Genomic DNA, 17,416 nt, shown 5'->3' with positions numbered 1-17,416 from the left:
CCCGGATGGTCCGCATTACCCAGCCCGTGATTGCTGCCGACCCGGCATCCGGGCTGTGGTGCGTACGCGGCGACTGGACGCTCCGTGCGCTGTCGCCACATATCCGTTCGATCCGGGTGTTGCTGCGGACCCTGCCGGCGGATGCGCGCTGGAATCTTGATGACCTGGGTCGTATCGACAGCTTCGGGGCGAGCCTGTTATGGGGTGCCTGGGGACAGCGCTGGCCGGCCGACATCGAGGTGTCAGGCCCCCACCGGGTGACGATCGAGCGCGTAGCGACTGCTACCGCCAACCTGTTGCCGGCCCCGCCGGCCTACACCGTACTCGATGCGCTCGCCGGTCTGGGGCGCGGCGTGTTTGGCTTTCGCGACCATGCGCTCGCCTTTGTCGCCCTGCTCGGGCAGCTATGCCTCGATGTCGCGCACCTGATCCGGCATCCGCGCGAATGGCCGTTGCTCGAGATCTCGGCCAACCTGTTCAAGGTCGGGGTCAAGGCCATGCCGGTGACTGCGCTGGTCGGCTTCCTGATCGGGGTGGTGCTGTCCTATCTTTCGGCGCTGCAACTGAAGGCCTTCGGCGCGGATATCTTCATCGTCGATATCCTTGGGCTCGGCATCATCCGCGAACTCGGCCCGGTACTGGTTTCGGTGTTGGTCGCCGGGCGCTCGGGTTCGGCAATGACCGCGCAACTCGGGGTGATGCGGGTGACCGAAGAGATCGATGCCCTGGCCGCGATGGGCGTGTCGCGAACCCAGCGCCTGATCCTGCCCAAGGTCCTGGCGCTGACGCTGGCAATGCCGTTGCTGGTGATGTGGACCTCGGCGGTTGCGTTGTTTGGCGGTATGGTGTCGGCCTGGATCGAACTCGGGCTGAGTTTCGATTTCTTTCTCGCGACCCTGCCCAGGGTCGTCCCGATTGCCAATGTCTTTATCGCCCTGGCCAAAGGCGCCGTGTTCGGTTTGCTGATAGCGCTGGTAGCCTGCCACTTCGGTCTGCGTGTGCGGCCCAATACCGAAAGCCTGTCGGCCAACACCACGGCTTCGGTGGTGTCGGCCATCACCATCGTGATTCTTGCCGACGCATTGTTCGCCATTGCCACGCGCTCGATCGGGGTGCCGTTGTGAACGCCGGTGCTGAATCGGGTCCGGTGATCTCCCTCGCGGGCGTGGTGACACGGTTCGGTCGCAACCTCGTCCATGACGGTATCGATCTGGATATCGCGCGCGGCGAGATCGTGGCCCTGGTGGGCGGTTCGGGCAGTGGAAAGACGACGCTGCTACGTCATATCATTGGTCTGACCCGGCCTGTGGCAGGCACCGTGAGTCTGTTCGGCGAACCCCTGCATGGCGGATCAGTCCATGAGCAGATTGCGCGCAGACGGCGGTTTGGTGTGTTGTTTCAGCAAGGCGCCTTGTTTTCGGCCTTCAACGTGGGCGAGAACATCGCCTTTCCGGTCCGGGAGGAACGTGTTGCCACCGAGGACGAAATCCGGCAACTGGTCGCTCTGAAGCTGGCGATGGTCGAGATGGAGCCGCAACATGCGCTGTTGATGCCCGCCGAATTGTCCGGCGGCATGGTCAAGCGTGTCGCGCTCGCGCGCGCCCTGGCTCTGGAACCCGAGCTCCTGCTGCTGGATGAACCGACCGCGGGATTGGACCCCGATCGCAGTTCGAGCTTCGTGCAGCTGATCCTCGCCCTGCGGCGCGAACTCGGGCTGACCGTGGTGCTGGTCACGCATGATCTGGACACCCTCGCCGCGATGTCGAGCAAGGTCGCGGTACTGGCCGATCGGAAAATTGTGAGTTACGCCGCACTGGAAGATACGCTGGAGGTGCATCACCCCTTCATCGAGCGCTTCTTCCATGGCGAACAGGGCCGCCGTGCACTTGCGCGGGCCCGGGGAGAGAGCTGATATGGAGAACCGAGCCCACGCGATCGCGACCGGTTTGTTCGCTATTTTCATGGGGATTGCGCTCGTCCTTGCACTGTGGTGGTTCGCGGAGGACCGGGAGGCCACCCGTGACTACCTGCTGGTGTCCGACAGCTCGGTCGACGGACTCAATGTCGAGGCCAGAGTGCGCTATCGCGGTATCTCGGCCGGAAGTGTCAGCGACATCCGGATCGACCCCGAAGACCCGCGGAAGATCCTGGTGCAGATCCGTATCCGTGCCGACCTGCCGGTGACGCGCAGTACCCGTGCCTCATTGGGTACCCAGGGCGTGACCGGACTGGCGTACGTGCAACTCGATGAACGCGGAACGGATACGACGCCGTTGCAGGGCGAGAGCGGAGATCTGCCCCGGATCGTGCTCGAGGCCGGTCTGATGGATCAGATTGCGGACAGTGCGCTGGCCGCGGCGAAGCAGTTCAAGGAGGTCGCCGACCGCATCTCGGTGTTGTTCAACGATACCAATGCCGAACGTCTCCGGGTGTCGCTCGAGCGACTGGAGTCGGCAATCGCGGGTATCGATCAGACTTTTGGCGATGCGCCCGCCACGCTGGCCGCGATCAAGGCGGCGTTCAGCGACGACAACGTCGCGCGACTCTCGGAAACACTGGAGAACCTCGAACGCACAACCGGTGCGGCCGAGCCGGCAGTGGTCGAACTGCGCGCATTGCTCGAGCGCGTGTCGGGAATGGCGGAGCGGGTCGATCGCGCTGCGGTGGCCGCCGGCGATGGTCTGATCGATGGCACCCTGCCGAAGCTGAACGAACTGCTGCGCGAACTGACCGTCACCTCACGTCGAATCGGGCGTTTGGTCGAGGAGGTCGAGACCACTCCGCAAGTCTTGCTTACCGGCCCTGCCGACCGTATTCCGGGACCCGGTGAGCCCGGCTTTCAGCGCCGCGAGGCGCCGTAGGCACCTCGCCAACCGTCGCAATCCCGAAACAGTTACGAGACACCATGCAACGCTTCCTGAGCCAATTCATCCTGTTGACCTCGATCATGCTGTTGGGCGCCTGCAACGGCATCGGCATCCCGCCCAAACCGGTCGCCATCTACGACCTCGGGCTGGTTGCCGCCCAGCCATTGCCGGCCGAGGCGGTGCCATCCCAGATTCAGTTTCTGGCACCGACCTGGCTGGAGGTCAGGGCAATGCAATATCGGCTCGAGTGGGATCAACCGCTGCGTCGGCGCGCGTTTGCCGATAGTCGGTGGGCGGCCAAGCCGCCCGAGCTGCTGGCACGAACGCTCGACCGCGCCATTCGCAGCAATGGTACGAGCACCAGCGAGTGCAGACTGCGCATCGAGCTCGACGAATTCATCCAGGTTTTTGGATCGGAGGACGCCAGTCGGGTGGATATCGTCGCCCGCGCCAGCTGGTTGCCGGCGCGCACCGAGGCGGCGTTGGCGCGCAAGGAGTTCAGGCTGTCGCAGCGCGCCACCCCCCCCACTGCGGAGGGCGGTGTCGTTGCGTATCGGGAACTGGCCGAGGCGTTTTCGGTAGCGCTGTCGCAGTGGCTGACCGAGCTTGACCGGGCGCGTGCACAGGGGTTGAATAGGAGCACAGCCTGTCGTGCGTGAATGGTGACCGTGGACGCATGGCGACGGCATCACGAGTAGACCGTTTTCAATGGGAGCAATGATGGCCGAGAGCAAGCAGTCGCCCTACGATGTGGGCCTCGAGAAGAATGCCGCAAATCATGTTCCACTCACGCCGCTGACCTTCCTCGAGCGCAGCGCGTACATCTATCCCGATCGACTGGCGGTCATCCATGGCCGCCGCCGCTACACCTGGCTGGAGTGCTACACGCGCAGTCGTCGGCTCGCTTCTGCGCTGAAACAACTCGGAGTGGACAAGAACGATACCGTCGGCGTGATTCTGAACAACACGCCCGAGATGTTCGAGTGCCATTTCGGTGTGCCGGCCTGTGGCGGCGTCTTGAATACGATCAACACCCGACTCGATGCCGAAGGTGTGGCCTTCATCCTCAATCATGGCGAGTCGAAGGTCCTGATCACCGATCGCGAATATTCGCGCATGGTCAGGAAGGCGATTGAGCTGGCCAATCGGCCCGACATGATCGTGATCGATGTGGACGACCCGGAGTACACAGGGCCCGGCGAACGCGTCGGAAGCCTGGAGTACGAATCGGTGCTCGCCACTGGCAGTCCGGATTTCGTTTTCGAGCAACCCGGCGACGAGTGGGACGCGATCTCGCTCAACTACACCTCGGGCACCACCGGCAATCCGAAGGGTGTGGTCTATCACCATCGCGGCGCATATCTGAATTCGATGTCCAACATCGTTTCATGGGGCATGCCGCCACATGCGGTGTATCTGTGGACGCTGCCGATGTTCCATTGCAACGGCTGGTGCTTCACGTGGACGATGGCGGCCAACTCCGGCCTCAATGTGTGTTTGCGCAGAGTGGAGCCGCGGCTGATCTTCGACGCGATCCGCGAGCACAAGGTCACTCATTATTGTGGTGCGCCGATCGTGCATTCGATGCTGGCCAATGCCCCGCAGGAGTGGCGCAAGGGGATCAATCACAAGGTGGCCGGCCTGGTTGCAGCAGCACCGCCTCCGGCGGCGGTGATCGAGGGGATGGCGCAGATCGGCTTCGACCTCACCCATGTGTACGGATTGACGGAAACTTACGGCCCGGCGGCGGTGTGCGCCAAACATGACGAATGGGCCGATCTGCCGCTGGCGGAGCAGGTGGTGAAAAATGGTCGCCAGGGGGTGCGCTATCACGCCCAGGAAGGGATCACGGTGCTTGATCCGGAGACCATGGAGCCGGTGCCCTGGGACAACGAGACCATGGGCGAGATCATGTTCCGCGGCAATCTGGTGATGAAGGGCTACCTGAAGAACGAGAAGGCCACCGCGGAATCCTTCCGCGGAGGGTGGTATCACACAGGTGATCTCGCCGTCATGCAGCCCGATGGATATGTGAAGATCAAGGACCGCTCCAAGGACGTGATCATCTCCGGGGGCGAGAACATCTCGTCGATCGAGGTCGAGGATGCCTTGTATCGGCACCCTGCGGTGATGGCTGCAGCGGTGGTCGCGGCACCCGACGAAAAGTGGGGCGAGGTGCCGTGTGCCTTCATCGAACTCCGGGACGGATATACCGCCACCGAGGATGAGATCAGGGCGCATTGCCGCGAGCATCTCGCGGGCTTCAAGGTGCCGAAGAAAGTCGTGTTCTGCGCGTTGCCGAAGACCTCGACCGGAAAGATCCAGAAATTCGTGCTACGTGAGCAGGCCCGATCCACCGCTTCGTTCGAATAGGTGCGTTTGCGTTTGATGCGTGCCGGATGGTCCGCGTGGAACGTTCGCGTTACCATGGGCATCCGTTGACGTTAACGTAAACAAAAAGGAAGAGACATGAGCGCCATCTCACTGCAGGCCGATGCACCCATGCTGATGCGTCGCGACGAGGCCGGCGTCACCACCCTGACGTTGAACCGCCCGTCGCAGTTCAATTCGTTGTCCAAGCCGATGCTCGATGCCTTGATCGCCGAGATCGATGCCATCGCGCGCGACAGCAGCGTACGTGTGGTGGTACTGGCTGGCGAGGGCAAGGCATTTTGCGCCGGTCACGACTTGAAGGAAATGCGCGGCAATCACACGCTCGCGTTTCAGCAGGAGCTGTTCCGGCTGTGCGGCAAGTTCATGATGAAACTCACCGAGATGCCACAACCGGTCATCGCCCGCATCCACGGCATTGCGACCGCGGCCGGTTGCCAGCTGGTATCGATGTGCGATCTGGCGGTCGCTTCGGACGTGGCGCGTTTTGCCGTGTCCGGTATCAATGTCGGTCTGTTCTGCGCCACGCCCAGCGTCGGTCTGTCGCGCAACATGGGGCGCAAGCAGGCGTTCGAGATGCTCGTTACCGGAGACTTCATCGATGCGCACGAGGCACAGCGCCGCGGCCTGATCAACCGGGTGGTGCCGCTCGAGCACCTTGATGAGGAGGTTGCGCGCCTTGCCGCAGCCATCGTAAGTAAATCGCCGCTGGCGATCGGAATGGGCAAACAGATGTTCTATCGCCAACTGGAAATGGGCATGGATGCGGCCTACCAGATGGCGGCCGAGACCATGGCGTGCAACATGATGACCGATGACGCCGCGGAAGGCATCGATGCCTTTGTAGCCAAGCGCAAACCCGAGTGGGTGGGGCGCTGAACGGGCAACAACGGCGTCGATCATGCTGATCGATACCCACCTGCACCTCGATGCGGCCGAGTTCGATGCCGACCGCGACGGGGTGTTGGCCGCGTGTCGTGCGGCGGGTATTGGTGGTTTCGTGGTGCCTGCCGTGGACCGCGACAGTTTTGCCCGGGTCGCTGCCCTGGCCGAAGAGAATCCCGATGTCCATGCGGCATTCGGCATTCATCCACTGTATGTCGGTGACGCCGCGGATGCCGATCTCGGGTTGCTGGAAGCCAGACTGCAGGCCGGCGGATGCGTGGCGGTAGGCGAGATCGGGCTCGATCATTATGTGGGCGATGTCGACCCGGATCGGCAGTTGCAATTTCTTGCCGCGCAGTTGCACCTGGCTCAGCGTTTCGAACTGCCGGTGATCATTCATCTGCGACGTGCTCAAGACGAGGTACTCAAGCAGCTGCGGCGGATCACAGTGTGCGGCGGCATCGCACATGCCTTCAACGGCAGCCGGCAACAGGCAGATGCTTTCATTGGGTTGGGTTTCAAGCTCGGATTTGGTGGAGCGATGAGCTTCGAGGGCTCGCGGCGTATCCGGCGGCTGGCGACCGAATTGCCGCTGGAGGCGATCGTACTCGAGACCGATGCGCCCGATATGGCTCCGGCCTGGGGGCAGGGGCGGCGCAACGAACCGGCCAATCTGGTGCGTTATGCACAGGTGCTGGCCGATCTGCGGGGTCTATCGGTCGAAGAAGTGATCGACGCGACCGGACGCAACGCGGTCGCGGCCTTGCCGGCGATCCGGCCGGGCTGATGGTACTTCGCCCGAATCAGACGGTTGCGTGAGCCGAGCGGGCGATCAGGTCGGCGATGTCGCGCTTGAGTCGGGCCACATCGGTGTCGAACTTCTCGTAGATCATCAACGATACGCCAAATACATAGGCGTAGAGCAACATGCAGCGACTGGAGGCCTCCTCCATCGGTACGCCGCAGGCAAGAAACAGGGCGCGGGCGCAGCGTAAGCGCACATCGTCCACCTCGGCGACGATTGCCCCTGCTTCCGCATCACGGCGGGCCCAGTCACGTACGGCCAGTTCGATCATCATGCCGCGACGGCTACGGTTGGTGCTGTAGACGTCGATGACGTGATAGATCTGGGCAAGTTCGTTGCCCTTTTCGGCCGTTGTCTGCTTGATGATGTCGCGAATCCGGCCATCCTTCCATTGCTGCAGGACGGCGATCAGAAGATCTCGACGATCCTGGAAATGCCAGTAGAAGCTGCCTTTCGTAACCTTTAAACGCTTGGCCAACACCTCGACCCGCAGGCCGGCGATGCCTTCCTCGGCAAGAATCTCGGTGGCAGCATTGACCCAGGCGTTGCGGTCGAGCTGGATGCGTGGTTTATTGGGGTTTGTCTCCATACGGAATAGTATTGACGATTCTTCGTCCATACGCTACCGTATGCAAGCCATACCGAGCCGTATGGATGAGCTCTCGCGGGCATTCCGGAAGGGTGTCATTGGGCACCCGCGGTGACATAATGACCCGATTCGACTGTACCCGGTCGAGCGTGGAGACAACGAACATACAAAGGAGCGCGACATTGAAGATACTGGTCCCGGTCAAACGCGTGGTTGACTACAACGTGAAGGTCCGCGTGAAGGCGGACGGCAGCGGGGTGGACATCGCCAACGTGAAGATGAGCATGAACCCGTTCGACGAGATCGCGGTGGAAGAGGCGGTGCGGCTGCGCGAAGCGGGGGTTGCCACCGAGGTGGTGGCGGTGAGCTGCGGCGTCATCGCCTGTCAGGAAACGCTGCGCGCGGCGATGGCGATCGGCGCCGACCGCGGCATCCTCGTTGAAACGGATGTCGAACTGCAGCCGCTGGCGGTGGCCAAGCTGCTCAAAGCCCTGTGCGACCAGGAAGGCCCGGCGCTGGTGATCTGCGGCAAGCAGGCGATCGACGACGACGCCAACCAGACCGGCCAGATGCTCGCGGCACTCTTGGGCTGGCCGCAGGCGACCTTCGCCTCCAAGCTGGCGCTCGAGGATGGCCAGGCCAAGGTGACGCGCGAGATCGACGGCGGGCTCGAAACACTTGCGATCAAGCTGCCGGCGGTGGTCACCACCGACCTGCGCCTCAATGAGCCGCGCTACGCCACCCTGCCCAACATCATGAAGGCGAAGAAAAAGCCGCTCGACACCGTGAAACCGGCCGAACTGGGCGTCGACGTCGCCCCGCGCCTGACCACGCTCAAGGTCACCGAGCCCCCGAAGCGCAGCGCCGGGGTGCGCGTGCCCGATGTCGCGCAGCTGATCGACAAACTCAAGAACGAAGCGAAGGTGATCTGACATGGCAATCCTGGTCATAGCCGAACACGACAACCAGGCCATCAAGGCCGCCACCCTCAACACCGTCAGTGCCGCCGTCGCGATCGGCAGCGAGATCCACCTGCTGGTGGCCGGCGCGAACTGCGCCGCCGCGGCCGACGCCGCCGCCAGGATCGCCGGGGTGGCCAAGGTGCTGGTCGCCGACGCCCCGCACCTCGAATCCCAGACTGCGGAGAACGTCGCCGAACTGGTCAAGGGCCTGGTCAAGGACTCCGCCGCGGGCTATGGCCACGTGCTGGCGCCTTCCACCGGCGCGGGCAAGAACATGCTGCCGCGGGTCGCGGCGCTGCTCGACGTGGCCCAGATCAGCGACATCGTCGCGGTCGAAGGGGCGGACACCTTCGTGCGCCCGATCTATGCCGGCAACGCGCTGGCCACGGTCAGGAGCGCGGATGCGGTGAAAGTCATCACCGTGCGCACCACCGCCTTCGAAGCGGCCGCAGCCGAAGGTGGCAGCGGCGCGATCGAAGCCGCCGCCGCCGGCGCCGACCTCGGTCTCGCCACGCTGGTGAGCCGCGAGATCGTCAAGAGTGCACGGCCCGAACTCGGCGCGGCCAAGATCATCGTCTCCGGCGGGCGCGGCGTGGGCAGCAGCGAGCACTACCACGCGCTGCTCGAGCCGCTCGCCGACAAGCTCGGCGCGGCGCTGGGCGCGAGCCGTGCGGCGGTCGATGCGGGCTACGTCCCCAACGATTACCAGGTCGGCCAGACCGGCAAGATCGTCGCCCCCCAGCTCTACATCGCGGTCGGCATCTCGGGCGCGATCCAGCACCTGGCCGGGATGAAGGAGTCGAAGGTGATCGTGGCGATCAACAAGGACCCCGAGGCACCGATCTTCCAGGTCGCCGACTACGGACTGGTGGGCGATCTGTTCGCGCTGGTGCCGGAGCTGAGCGCGGCGCTGTAAGCCCCGCCCGGCAGGGCGTACTTCCTCTGGCGGGTAGTCTCCTCATCCTCTTCTGCCCGCCTGTTCCGCTCACCCGCCGCGTCTGTGGCGAGGTGGGCATTTTTTTCACGGTACTCCGCGCCTGCCTTTGCCGGTGACCACCGGCTGCCCTTCCGTGCACGCGCTATTCAGGCAAGCTGGCCGGGCTCTACCGGGAAGTCGCCCGGCGGGCCCTGATCTGCGACGAAGTGCCGGGCGCCCTGGGGACATCGACATGAAGTTCGGTGTGAGCTTCGGCATTCAGTCGCCGACGGGGCCGTTCCTCAATGCACCCCGTACTTCGTCGAGCAGCCCCTGGGCGTCGTACCCCTTGGCAGCGGTCTCCTTGACCCACTCGGTGACGACCTGCGCGCTCGCCTGCTGCCACCGTCCGGCTTCGTCGGCGGGCAGCACCTCGATCGCGTTGCCGCGTTCCCGTGCCAGCGTACGCGCCGCGTCGCGGCCCTGGTCGAGGACACGGCCGCCCCAGGCCGAAGTCTCGGCGCCGCTGTTGGCGTCGATCACCTGCTTCAGCTCGGGCGGCAGGGCGTTGTAGCGGCGCTTGTTCATTGCCAGCACGAAGACCATGTTGGTGAGCATCGGGGTCGGGGAGGCCGTTTCGGTGTGGTACTTCACCACTTCGTGCAGCTTGAGCGAGGGCATCACTTCCCACGGCAGCAGGGCACCGTCGACCACGCCGCGCGACAGCGCCTCGGTGACCTGGGGCACCGGCATGCCGATCGGCACCGCGCCGAGTGCGGTGAGCAGTTTCGTGCCGAGGCGGGTCGGGGTGCGAATCTTCAGGCCCTTGAGGTCGGCGAGGGTGCGCACCGGGCTGCCGTTGGTGTGCAGTTGGGCGCCATCGTGGACGTGGAAGGCGAGCGGATGCACCTGCTTGTATTCGTCCTTGGCACGCCGCGTCAGGATGTCCCAGGCGACCCGGCTGCTGCGCTCGCCATCAACGGTGATGAAGGGCAGGTCAAAGACTTCGGTGAGCGGAAAGCGGTTGGCCTGGTAGCTGGGGATGGTCCACACCACGTCGGCGACGCCGTCGCGCACCTGGTCGTAGAGCTGCGCCGGGGTGCCGCCCAACGTCATCGCCGGGTAGAGCTGGCATTCGATGCGGCCGGCGGATTCGGCCTTGATCTTGGCGCACCAGGGTTCGATGAAGTTCTTGTGGGTGCCTGAACTGGGCGGCAGCTGGTGATGGACTTTGAGCACCACTTCTGCGGCGCCGGCGGCGAAGGAAGTGTTCAGAATGGCGAGCGTCGCGGCAAGGCCGGCGAGCGGGCGGAAGCGGGCGGTGTGGGGGAAAGACATGGTTTGTCTCCTGTCGGGGCGGGTTGTGGGTGCCGGGCATGTCGGCGCGGTTGCGTCCGCTGCCGGCTTTGCAGGTGGTGGCCCGCTTGTGCTTGGAATGGGTTCGGGTCGTGCGTGGCCGCGACTAGGCGTCCACCACCAGCACCGGGGTTCGCGAGCGCGACACGCAGGGCGTGAAGCAGGTATTGGCGGCCTGCTCGGCGCTGCTCAGGAAGCTGTCGCGGTGGTCTGGGCAGCCTTCCACCACCCGGGTCACGCAGGTGCCGCAGACCCCGACCTCGCAACTGGTCTCGATCTCGACCCCGGCGGCACGCAGCGCGTCGAGCACGCTCTGCGACTCCCCGATCGCGAGTTCGCGGCCGCTGCGCTGCAGGCGCAGGATGAAGCGCGATCCGTTGCCGATCTCGATCGGGCCGAACGACTCCTGGTGGAACTGTGTCGCCGGCAGCGTGACGAGCGCCTGTTCGCGCACCGCGTTCATGAACGGTGCGGGGCCGCACGTATAGCAATGCGCATCCGGTGGCGCGGTGGCCAGCAGTCTGGCAAGGGCGGTGGCGCTTTCGGCAGGCGACAGGCCGCACAGGATGTCGCACCGGCCGGCCAGTGGCGGCGCCTGCAACTCGGCGGCGAAGGCCACGCTGGCCGGGCTGCGGCTGAAGCAGGCGAGGCGGAAGTCTTCGCCGCGCGCGGCCAGTTCGTAGGCCATCGCCAGCAGCGGGGTGAGGCCGATGCCGCCGGCGAGCAGCAGATGGCGACCGGCCGACGGTGCCAGCGCAAAGGCACAGCGTGGGCGGCCGATGGTCAGCACATCGCCCGTGCGCACCTGTTCGTGCAGTCGTCGCGAGCCGCCACGCGAGGCGGGCTCGCGCTTGACCGCGATGCGGTAGCGGCCGTCGTGGCGGTCCGCGCCGCACAGCGAATACTGGCGGGTGAGCCCGTCGGGCAGGTGCAGGTCGATGTGGGCGCCGGGCTCGTAGGCGGGCAGGGCGCTGCCGTCCGCCGCGGCCAGCGTGAACGCGCGGATGTCCTCGGCCTCGTCGTGCAGCGCGACGACGCGGACCGCGATGGTGTCGGTGCGCATGGTCTCAGCCCGCCGCGGCCTGGGTCAGGCGCTCGATGATGCGCCGCGCGCGGTTGGGGCCGGCGTCCACATGGATGTCGATCTGTGGCTTGCCCGGAAAGCGCCGCATGTTGGCGTACTGCGCCTCGATCACGGTCTTGTCCTCGTCGAAGGTGGCTGCGGTCTGGCGGTAGACCTCGTCGATGATGGACGGCCGGTCGGTGCAGCGATTGGACGCCATGGTCCACAGGTAGTGACAGCTGGTGTCGGTTTCCGGCGTGATGCAGTGCAGGCCGCGCATGTGGAAGCCGCCGCGCGCGGGATCGGTCACCGCATCGGTGCCGGCATCGACCGCGCCGGTCCAGATCCGCAGGTGGCTCGGGTGGAACTCGATCTCCTGCCAGCGATCGACGCGGTCCTTCAGCGGCCAGGCGGCGGTGTAGGTGGGGGGTGGTACCGAATCGAGCATGTGGCGCACCACGCGCACGCTGTCGCCAACGGATTCGACCGTGGTCGGCGCATTCATGTGCAGGCGGGCGTTGCCGCCGATAGTCTTCAGATGCACGTAGCCGAGGTGGCTGAGATCGAGCAGGTTGTCGTGGATCAGCTGCCACGGCGCGTCGTAGTGATACACCCCGCCGCGGAACTCGTAGCGCGCGTCGTCGTGGATCGGGTAGGCCGGCGGTTCGCAGTCCGGCGCGCTGGCGGGCGTGGCGCCAAACCAGATCCAGATCATGTGGTCCTGTTCGCGCACCGGGTAGGCGCCGACGCGGGCCTTGTCCGGCACCCTGGCCTGGCCGGGGATCTCCAGGCAGCGGCCGCCGCCGTCGAACAGCAGGCCGTGATAGCCGCAACGGATGCCGGCTTCCTCGACCGTGCCGCAGGACAGTGGCAGGTTGCGGTGGCAGCAGCGGTCTTCGAGCGCGCCGACCTCGCCGCGGGTGTTGCGAAACATCACCACCGGCTGGTTGAGCAGGGTACGGGCGAGCGGGCGGGTGTCGAGTTCCGACGAGAACGCGCCGACGTACCATTGGTTGAGCGGAAAGACCATCATCTCCTCCTGTCAGGCTGTTTGTCTGTCGCCAGCTCGATATCGGCTGGGCGTGAGCGCATGATTCAACAGCAGGCCGATGAGGCACAATCCATCAGTTTTGATATGGACGATCCAAATTTTGGATGACTTCGATCTCAACCTGCTGAGGATCTTCGGCGCGCTGTGGCAGAAGCAGCACGTCGGCCGCGCGGCGACCTCGCTCGGTCTCAGCCAGCCGGCCTTTTCGTATTCGCTCAAGCGGCTGCGCGTACAGTTCGGCGACCAGCTCTTCATCCGCACGCGCACCGGCATGCAGCCGACCGCCGAGGCCGAGCGCCTGGCGCCGACGATCGCGGCCATCCTGGAGCAGGTGCGCGGCCAGCTGCTGTCGGTACAGCCCTTCGATCCGGCAAGCTCGACGCGCACCTTCACGCTGAGCATGTCCGACCTCGGCGAGATGGTGTTCCTGCCCAAGCTGCTCAAGCGCCTGACGCGGGTCGCGCCGGGGGTCAATATCCGCACCTTCGCCGGGCGTCCGGGCGATCTGATGCTGGCGATGGAGAACGGCGAACTCGACCTGATGATGGGTTATTTTCCCGACACCCGCGGCTCGGACATGTTCCAGCAGCGCCTGTTCTCGCACGGTTTTGTCTGCCTCGCGCGCGCTGGCCATCCGGGCGTGGGCGACGGCATGGACATGGCGGCGTTCCTGGCCCTGCCGCACGCCTCGATTCGCGCCGAGGGCCGCAGCCAGGAAATCGTCGAGCAGTATTTCAAGGAGCATGGCATCCAGCGCCGCCTGCAGTTGCAGACCCATCACTTCCTGAGCATTCCCTTCGTCGTCGCGGCGACCGACATGGTGGTGACCATCCCCGAGGCGGTCGGCGAGATGTTCAGCCAGCTCGCGGGCATCCGCACCTTCCGCCCGCCGGTGACGCTGCCGAGCTTCGACATCAAGCAGTACTGGCACCGCCGCCAGCACAACGACGTGGCCAATCGCTGGCTGCGTGGCGTCACCCAGGACCTGTTCTCGGGCGAAGAGGCGTGGCATCTGGGCGAAGATCGATGAAGGGTGCCACTTAGGCAGGCGCGCCGAACGCCGTTGCCTGCCCGTTTCCGTGGGCGCCTGCTTGCGCTGCAGTCCGATGGATTATTTTCTGGCTTCACGCCGCAAGTGCGTCCTTGTGCTGTTCCCGATCGCCGGGCTCCGGTTTGCGTGCGGCACCGCGCAACAAATCGCCGGGCACTGATTGCGTGCGCCGTGGTCTAGATAAGCAAACAAGGAGGGGGCCATGACCACCGCCGGCCAGTTTGATATCGACTACACCCGTTATCTCGATCCCGACGGCGCCGCGACGCAAACCCTGCCCGACTTCGCGACCGCACCGGAGCGACTGATTCCACTCTATCGCGCGATGCATCTGACGCGCATCTTCGACGCCAAGGCGATCGCACTGCAGCGTACCGGCAAGATCGGCACCTTCGCGTCGGCGCTCGGCCAGGAGGCGATCGGCGTCGGCGTCGCCGCCGCGATGCGCACGGAGGACGTCCTGGTCCCCTCGTATCGCGATCACGCCGCGCAGTTCATGCGCGGGGTGACGATGACCGAGAGCCTGCTGTACTGGGGTGGCGACGAACGCGGCAGCGACTTCGCCGCGGCGCGCGAGGACTTCCCGATCTGCGTGCCGATCGCCACCCAGGTGTGCCATGCGGCGGGCGCGGCCTATGCGTTCAAGCTGCGCAAGGAGGCGCGCGTCGCGGTGTGCATCCTCGGTGATGGCGCGACTTCGAAGGGCGACTTCTACGAGGCGATGAACTTCGCCGCGGTGTGGCAGGCGCCGCTGGTGATCGTGATCAACAACAACCAGTGGGCGATCTCGGTGCCGCGCAGCACGCAGAGCGCAGCGCAAACACTCGCGCAGAAGGCGATCGCGGCCGGCATCGACGGCCACCAGGTCGACGGCAACGACATCGTCGCGATGCATCACGTCGCGCAGCAGGCGATCGACAAGGCGCGCGGCGGCGGCGGGCCGACACTGATCGAGGCGATTACCTACCGCCTCGGCGACCACACCACCGCCGACGACGCCAGCCGCTATCGCGACCCGGAAGCGGTCGAGCAGCAGTGGCAGTTCGAACCGATCTTGCGCCTGCGCAATCATCTGCTGCGCACCGACGCATGGGACAAGGCGCGCGAGGAAGCCCTCGTCAGGGAATGTGCCGATGCGGTCAACGTCGCGGTCGAGGCCTATTTCGCCAGCCCGCCGCCGACCACCGACGCGATGTTCGACCATTTGTTCGCGACCCTGCCGGCATCGATGGCGAGCCAGCGCGACACGGCACGGTACTTCGCGCCTGCGCAAGGAGACGACCATGGCTGAGCTCAATCTTGTCGAGGCGGTCAATCACGCGCTGGCCTGGGAGATGGCGCACGACTCCGCGGTGGTGCAACTGGGCGAGGATATCGGCGTCAATGGCGGCGTGTTTCGCGCCACTGTCGGCCTGCAGGCGCGTTTCGGCACGGAGCGCGTGATCGACACGCCGCTGGCCGAGACCGCGATCGCCGGCACCGCCATCGGCATGGCGGCGATGGGACTGAAGCCGGTGGCGGAGATCCAGTTCGCGGGCTTCATCTATCCGACCATCGATCACATCCTCAACCATGCATCGCGGCTACGCCACCGCACCCGCGGGCGCCTCGCCTGCCCGATGGTGATGCGGGCGCCGATGGGGGCCGGGATCCACGCCCCCGAGCACCACTCGGAAAGCCCCGAGACGCTGTTCGCGCACATCCCGGGGCTGCGCGTGGTGATCCCGTCGTCGCCGGCGCGTGCCTACGGCCTGCTGCTCGCGGCCATCCGCGACCCCGACCCGGTGATTTTTCTGGAGCCCACGCGGCTGTACCGCCTGTTCAAGGAAGAGGTCGCCGACGACGGTGCGGCGCTGCCGCTCGACGTGTGCTTCACGCTGCGCCCGGGCACCGACGTGACCCTGGTGAGCTGGGGCGCGATGTTGCAGGAAACGCTGGCCGCGGCCGACGCGCTCGCCGCGGAAGGCGTGATGGCCGAGGTGATCGACGTCGCCACGCTGAAGCCGCTGGACATGGAAACCATCCTCGAATCGGTGAGCCGCACCGGGCGCTGCGTCATCGTGCACGAGGCGGTGCGCAGCGGTGGCTGGGGCGCCGAGATCGCCGCGAATCTGGCCGAACATGCGCTGTACGTGCTGCTCGCACCGGTGCAGCGCGTCACCGGCTATGACGTCGTTGTTCCGCTGGCAAGGCTCGAGCACCAGTTCATGCCGAGCGTCGAGCGCATCCTCGCCGCAGTCAGGAAGACCCTGGAGGGATCATGAAGATCTTCAAACTGCCGGATCTCGGCGAAGGCCTGCAGGAGGCCGAGATCGTCGAATGGCACGTCAAGGTCGGCGACGAGGTGCAGGCCGACCAGCCCCTGGTGTCGGTCGAAACCGCCAAGGCCATCGTCGACATCCCCTCGCCCCACACCGGGCGTATCGCCAAACTGTTCGGCGACGGCGGGCAGCTCATGCATGTGGGCGCGCCGCTGGTCGGCTTCGAGGGCGCCGGCGACGAGGCCGATGCCGGCACCGTGGTCGGCCGGGTCGAGGTCGGCGACCAGCTGCGCCAGGAAGCCCCGGCTGCGATCGGACGCGCCGCTGGCGCGCTCAAGGCGACCCCGGCCGTACGTGCGCTGGCACGGCAGCTCAATGTCGAGCTCGCGATGGTAACGCCGTCCGGACCCGACGGCCTGATTACCGCGGCCGACGTACAGCGCGTCGCCAGGATTCTCGCCGCGGTCGGTCCGCCCGAGATCCTGCGTGGCGTGCGCCGCGCGATGGCGCAGAACATGGCCCTGGCGCAAAGCGAGGTTGCCGGCGCGACCGTGATCGACGACGCCGACATCGACGCCTGGCCATCGGGTGCGGACATCACGATCCGCCTGATCCGCGCCCTGGTCGCCGGCTGCCGCGCCTCACCCAGCCTGAACGCCTGGTACGAAAGCCACACCATGGGCCGCCGCGTACTTGAAAAGATCGACGTCGGTATCGCCGTCGACCTGCCCGAGGGCCTGTTCGTGCCGGTGCTGCGCGACGTCGCGAAGCGCGATGCCGCAGACCTGCGCCGGGGGCTCGATCGCATGCGCGCCGACCTTGCCGCGCGCAAGATCCCGGCCGAGGAACTGCGCGGGCACACGATCACGCTGTCGAACTTCGGCATGATCGGCGGCAAGTACGCGGCGCCGGTGGTGGTGCCGCCCACGGTTGCGATCCTCGGTGCAGGGCGCGTGCACCAGCAGGTGGTCGCGGTGGAGGGCAAACCCGCGGTCCACCGGGTGCTGCCCTTGAGCCTGACCTTCGACCACCGCGTGGTGACCGGCGGGGAAGCGGCGCGCTTCCTGGCGGCGGTGATTGCGGATCTGAATGCGGCCGCCTGATGCGCCGCTGGCCGGAGCGGCCAGGCGCGCGCGGTGTCGCCCGGGTCGCACCGACTTCGCGTTCGAATCGAGTTCGGCCTTCATCGCCGCCTTCCGCACGAGGCTCGGCCCGGCAC

The 17,416-nt window shown here is 65.7% G+C and carries 17 protein-coding genes; 13 read left to right on the top strand and 4 right to left on the bottom strand.

The features are described from left to right. The first annotated feature begins 5 nt into the window (after nt 1–5). From AC3A35_RS08325 to AC3A35_RS08295, 7 genes are all read left to right on the top strand, one after another. Nucleotides 6–1,124: an MlaE family ABC transporter permease gene (locus AC3A35_RS08325; protein ID WP_487435571.1), complete on the top strand. Its 1,119-nt coding sequence runs from the start codon at nt 6–8 to the stop codon at nt 1,122–1,124. Beyond that, nucleotides 1,121–1,912 (top strand): ABC transporter ATP-binding protein, encoded by a 792-nt coding sequence (locus AC3A35_RS08320; protein WP_487435570.1) that lies wholly within the window; start codon nt 1,121–1,123, stop codon nt 1,910–1,912. Before AC3A35_RS08325 ends, AC3A35_RS08320 begins: the two co-directional genes overlap by 4 nt. Nucleotide 1,913: 1 nt before the next feature. Further along, on the top strand, nt 1,914–2,861 hold the full coding sequence (locus AC3A35_RS08315) for an MlaD family protein (RefSeq protein WP_487435569.1): 948 nt from the start codon (nt 1,914–1,916) through the stop codon (nt 2,859–2,861). Between the two features lie 44 nt (nt 2,862–2,905). Then, the gene (locus AC3A35_RS08310) at nt 2,906–3,526 is read left to right on the top strand and encodes an ABC-type transport auxiliary lipoprotein family protein (RefSeq protein ID WP_487435568.1); all 621 of its coding nucleotides are present in this window, start codon (nt 2,906–2,908) and stop codon (nt 3,524–3,526) included. Between the two features lie 61 nt (nt 3,527–3,587). Next, a complete protein-coding gene (locus AC3A35_RS08305) occupies nt 3,588–5,240 on the top strand; it encodes an acyl-CoA synthetase (protein WP_487435803.1) in 1,653 nt (550 codons plus the stop codon). 96 nt (nt 5,241–5,336) lie between these two features. After that, nucleotides 5,337–6,137: an enoyl-CoA hydratase gene (locus AC3A35_RS08300; protein WP_487435567.1), complete on the top strand. Its 801-nt coding sequence runs from the start codon at nt 5,337–5,339 to the stop codon at nt 6,135–6,137. Between the two features lie 22 nt (nt 6,138–6,159). Beyond that, nucleotides 6,160–6,930, top strand: a complete 771-nt coding sequence (locus AC3A35_RS08295; RefSeq protein WP_487435566.1) for a TatD family hydrolase — start codon at nt 6,160–6,162, stop codon at nt 6,928–6,930. Between the two features lie 16 nt (nt 6,931–6,946). Here the strand turns inward: AC3A35_RS08295 and AC3A35_RS08290 are convergent, their stop codons facing one another. Beyond that, complete coding sequence (locus tag AC3A35_RS08290) at nt 6,947–7,537, bottom strand: TetR/AcrR family transcriptional regulator (RefSeq protein ID WP_487435802.1); 591 nt, start codon at nt 7,535–7,537, stop codon at nt 6,947–6,949. 182 nt (nt 7,538–7,719) lie between these two features. Between AC3A35_RS08290 and AC3A35_RS08285 the strand changes: the two genes are divergently transcribed. Together AC3A35_RS08285 and AC3A35_RS08280 are read left to right on the top strand one after the other, a co-directional pair. Beyond that, the gene (locus AC3A35_RS08285; RefSeq protein ID WP_487435565.1) at nt 7,720–8,469 is read left to right on the top strand and encodes an electron transfer flavoprotein subunit beta/FixA family protein; all 750 of its coding nucleotides are present in this window, start codon (nt 7,720–7,722) and stop codon (nt 8,467–8,469) included. 1 nt (nt 8,470) lies between these two features. Further along, a complete protein-coding gene (locus AC3A35_RS08280; RefSeq protein WP_487435564.1) occupies nt 8,471–9,415 on the top strand; it encodes an electron transfer flavoprotein subunit alpha/FixB family protein in 945 nt (314 codons plus the stop codon). A 279-nt stretch (nt 9,416–9,694) separates the two neighbouring features. On the opposite strand, the gene AC3A35_RS08275 is transcribed toward AC3A35_RS08280, so the two are convergent. The 3 genes from AC3A35_RS08275 to AC3A35_RS08265 all read right to left on the bottom strand — a co-directional run bounded on the left by AC3A35_RS08275 (nt 9,695) and on the right by AC3A35_RS08265 (nt 12,867). Beyond that, a complete protein-coding gene (locus AC3A35_RS08275) occupies nt 9,695–10,753 on the bottom strand; it encodes a TRAP transporter substrate-binding protein (RefSeq protein ID WP_487435563.1) in 1,059 nt (352 codons plus the stop codon). Nucleotides 10,754–10,877: 124 nt separating this feature from the next. After that, nucleotides 10,878–11,834, bottom strand: coding sequence for a PDR/VanB family oxidoreductase (locus AC3A35_RS08270; protein WP_487435562.1), 957 nt, complete (start codon nt 11,832–11,834; stop codon nt 10,878–10,880). Between the two features lie 4 nt (nt 11,835–11,838). Continuing rightward, nucleotides 11,839–12,867, bottom strand: a complete 1,029-nt coding sequence (locus tag AC3A35_RS08265; protein ID WP_487435561.1) for a Rieske 2Fe-2S domain-containing protein — start codon at nt 12,865–12,867, stop codon at nt 11,839–11,841. A gap of 118 nt (nt 12,868–12,985) precedes the next feature. On the opposite strand from AC3A35_RS08265, the gene AC3A35_RS08260 reads away from it, so the two are divergent. From AC3A35_RS08260 to AC3A35_RS08245, 4 genes are all read left to right on the top strand, one after another. After that, nucleotides 12,986–13,915 (top strand): LysR family transcriptional regulator, encoded by a 930-nt coding sequence (locus tag AC3A35_RS08260; RefSeq protein WP_487435560.1) that lies wholly within the window; start codon nt 12,986–12,988, stop codon nt 13,913–13,915. A 223-nt stretch (nt 13,916–14,138) separates the two neighbouring features. Next, entirely contained in the window at nt 14,139–15,227 is a 1,089-nt protein-coding gene (pdhA, locus tag AC3A35_RS08255) for a pyruvate dehydrogenase (acetyl-transferring) E1 component subunit alpha (RefSeq protein ID WP_487435559.1), read from the top strand. Then, a complete protein-coding gene (locus tag AC3A35_RS08250) occupies nt 15,220–16,200 on the top strand; it encodes an alpha-ketoacid dehydrogenase subunit beta (protein WP_487435558.1) in 981 nt (326 codons plus the stop codon). The genes pdhA and AC3A35_RS08250 overlap by 8 nt, the downstream gene beginning before the upstream one ends. Continuing rightward, entirely contained in the window at nt 16,197–17,300 is a 1,104-nt protein-coding gene (locus tag AC3A35_RS08245; protein ID WP_487435557.1) for a dihydrolipoamide acetyltransferase family protein, read from the top strand. The genes AC3A35_RS08250 and AC3A35_RS08245 overlap by 4 nt, the downstream gene beginning before the upstream one ends. The last annotated feature ends 116 nt before the right edge of the window (nt 17,301–17,416 follow it).

Source organism: Azoarcus sp. Soil_N_20 (genome assembly GCF_057656155.1).
Note: the sequence above shows the minus strand (reverse complement) of the source record. Positions and strands in the feature narration are given on the sequence as shown.

Excerpts from the sequence above, each read along its gene's own strand:
- AC3A35_RS08265 (WP_487435561.1), bottom strand. The coding sequence starts at position 12,867 with ATGATGGTCTTTCCGCTCAACCAATGGTACGTCGGCGCGTTCTCGTCG.
- AC3A35_RS08315 (WP_487435569.1), top strand. The coding sequence starts at position 1,914 with ATGGAGAACCGAGCCCACGCGATCGCGACCGGTTTGTTCGCTATTTTC.
- AC3A35_RS08310 (WP_487435568.1), top strand. The coding sequence starts at position 2,906 with ATGCAACGCTTCCTGAGCCAATTCATCCTGTTGACCTCGATCATGCTG.
- AC3A35_RS08295 (WP_487435566.1), top strand. The coding sequence starts at position 6,160 with ATGCTGATCGATACCCACCTGCACCTCGATGCGGCCGAGTTCGATGCC.
- AC3A35_RS08275 (WP_487435563.1), bottom strand. The coding sequence starts at position 10,753 with ATGTCTTTCCCCCACACCGCCCGCTTCCGCCCGCTCGCCGGCCTTGCC.
- AC3A35_RS08280 (WP_487435564.1), top strand. The coding sequence starts at position 8,471 with ATGGCAATCCTGGTCATAGCCGAACACGACAACCAGGCCATCAAGGCC.
- AC3A35_RS08325 (WP_487435571.1), top strand. The coding sequence starts at position 6 with ATGGTCCGCATTACCCAGCCCGTGATTGCTGCCGACCCGGCATCCGGG.
- AC3A35_RS08245 (WP_487435557.1), top strand. The coding sequence starts at position 16,197 with ATGAAGATCTTCAAACTGCCGGATCTCGGCGAAGGCCTGCAGGAGGCC.
- AC3A35_RS08305 (WP_487435803.1), top strand. The coding sequence starts at position 3,588 with ATGGCCGAGAGCAAGCAGTCGCCCTACGATGTGGGCCTCGAGAAGAAT.
- AC3A35_RS08250 (WP_487435558.1), top strand. The coding sequence starts at position 15,220 with ATGGCTGAGCTCAATCTTGTCGAGGCGGTCAATCACGCGCTGGCCTGG.
- AC3A35_RS08300 (WP_487435567.1), top strand. The coding sequence starts at position 5,337 with ATGAGCGCCATCTCACTGCAGGCCGATGCACCCATGCTGATGCGTCGC.
- pdhA (WP_487435559.1), top strand. The coding sequence starts at position 14,139 with ATGACCACCGCCGGCCAGTTTGATATCGACTACACCCGTTATCTCGAT.
- AC3A35_RS08290 (WP_487435802.1), bottom strand. The coding sequence starts at position 7,537 with ATGGAGACAAACCCCAATAAACCACGCATCCAGCTCGACCGCAACGCC.
- AC3A35_RS08270 (WP_487435562.1), bottom strand. The coding sequence starts at position 11,834 with ATGCGCACCGACACCATCGCGGTCCGCGTCGTCGCGCTGCACGACGAG.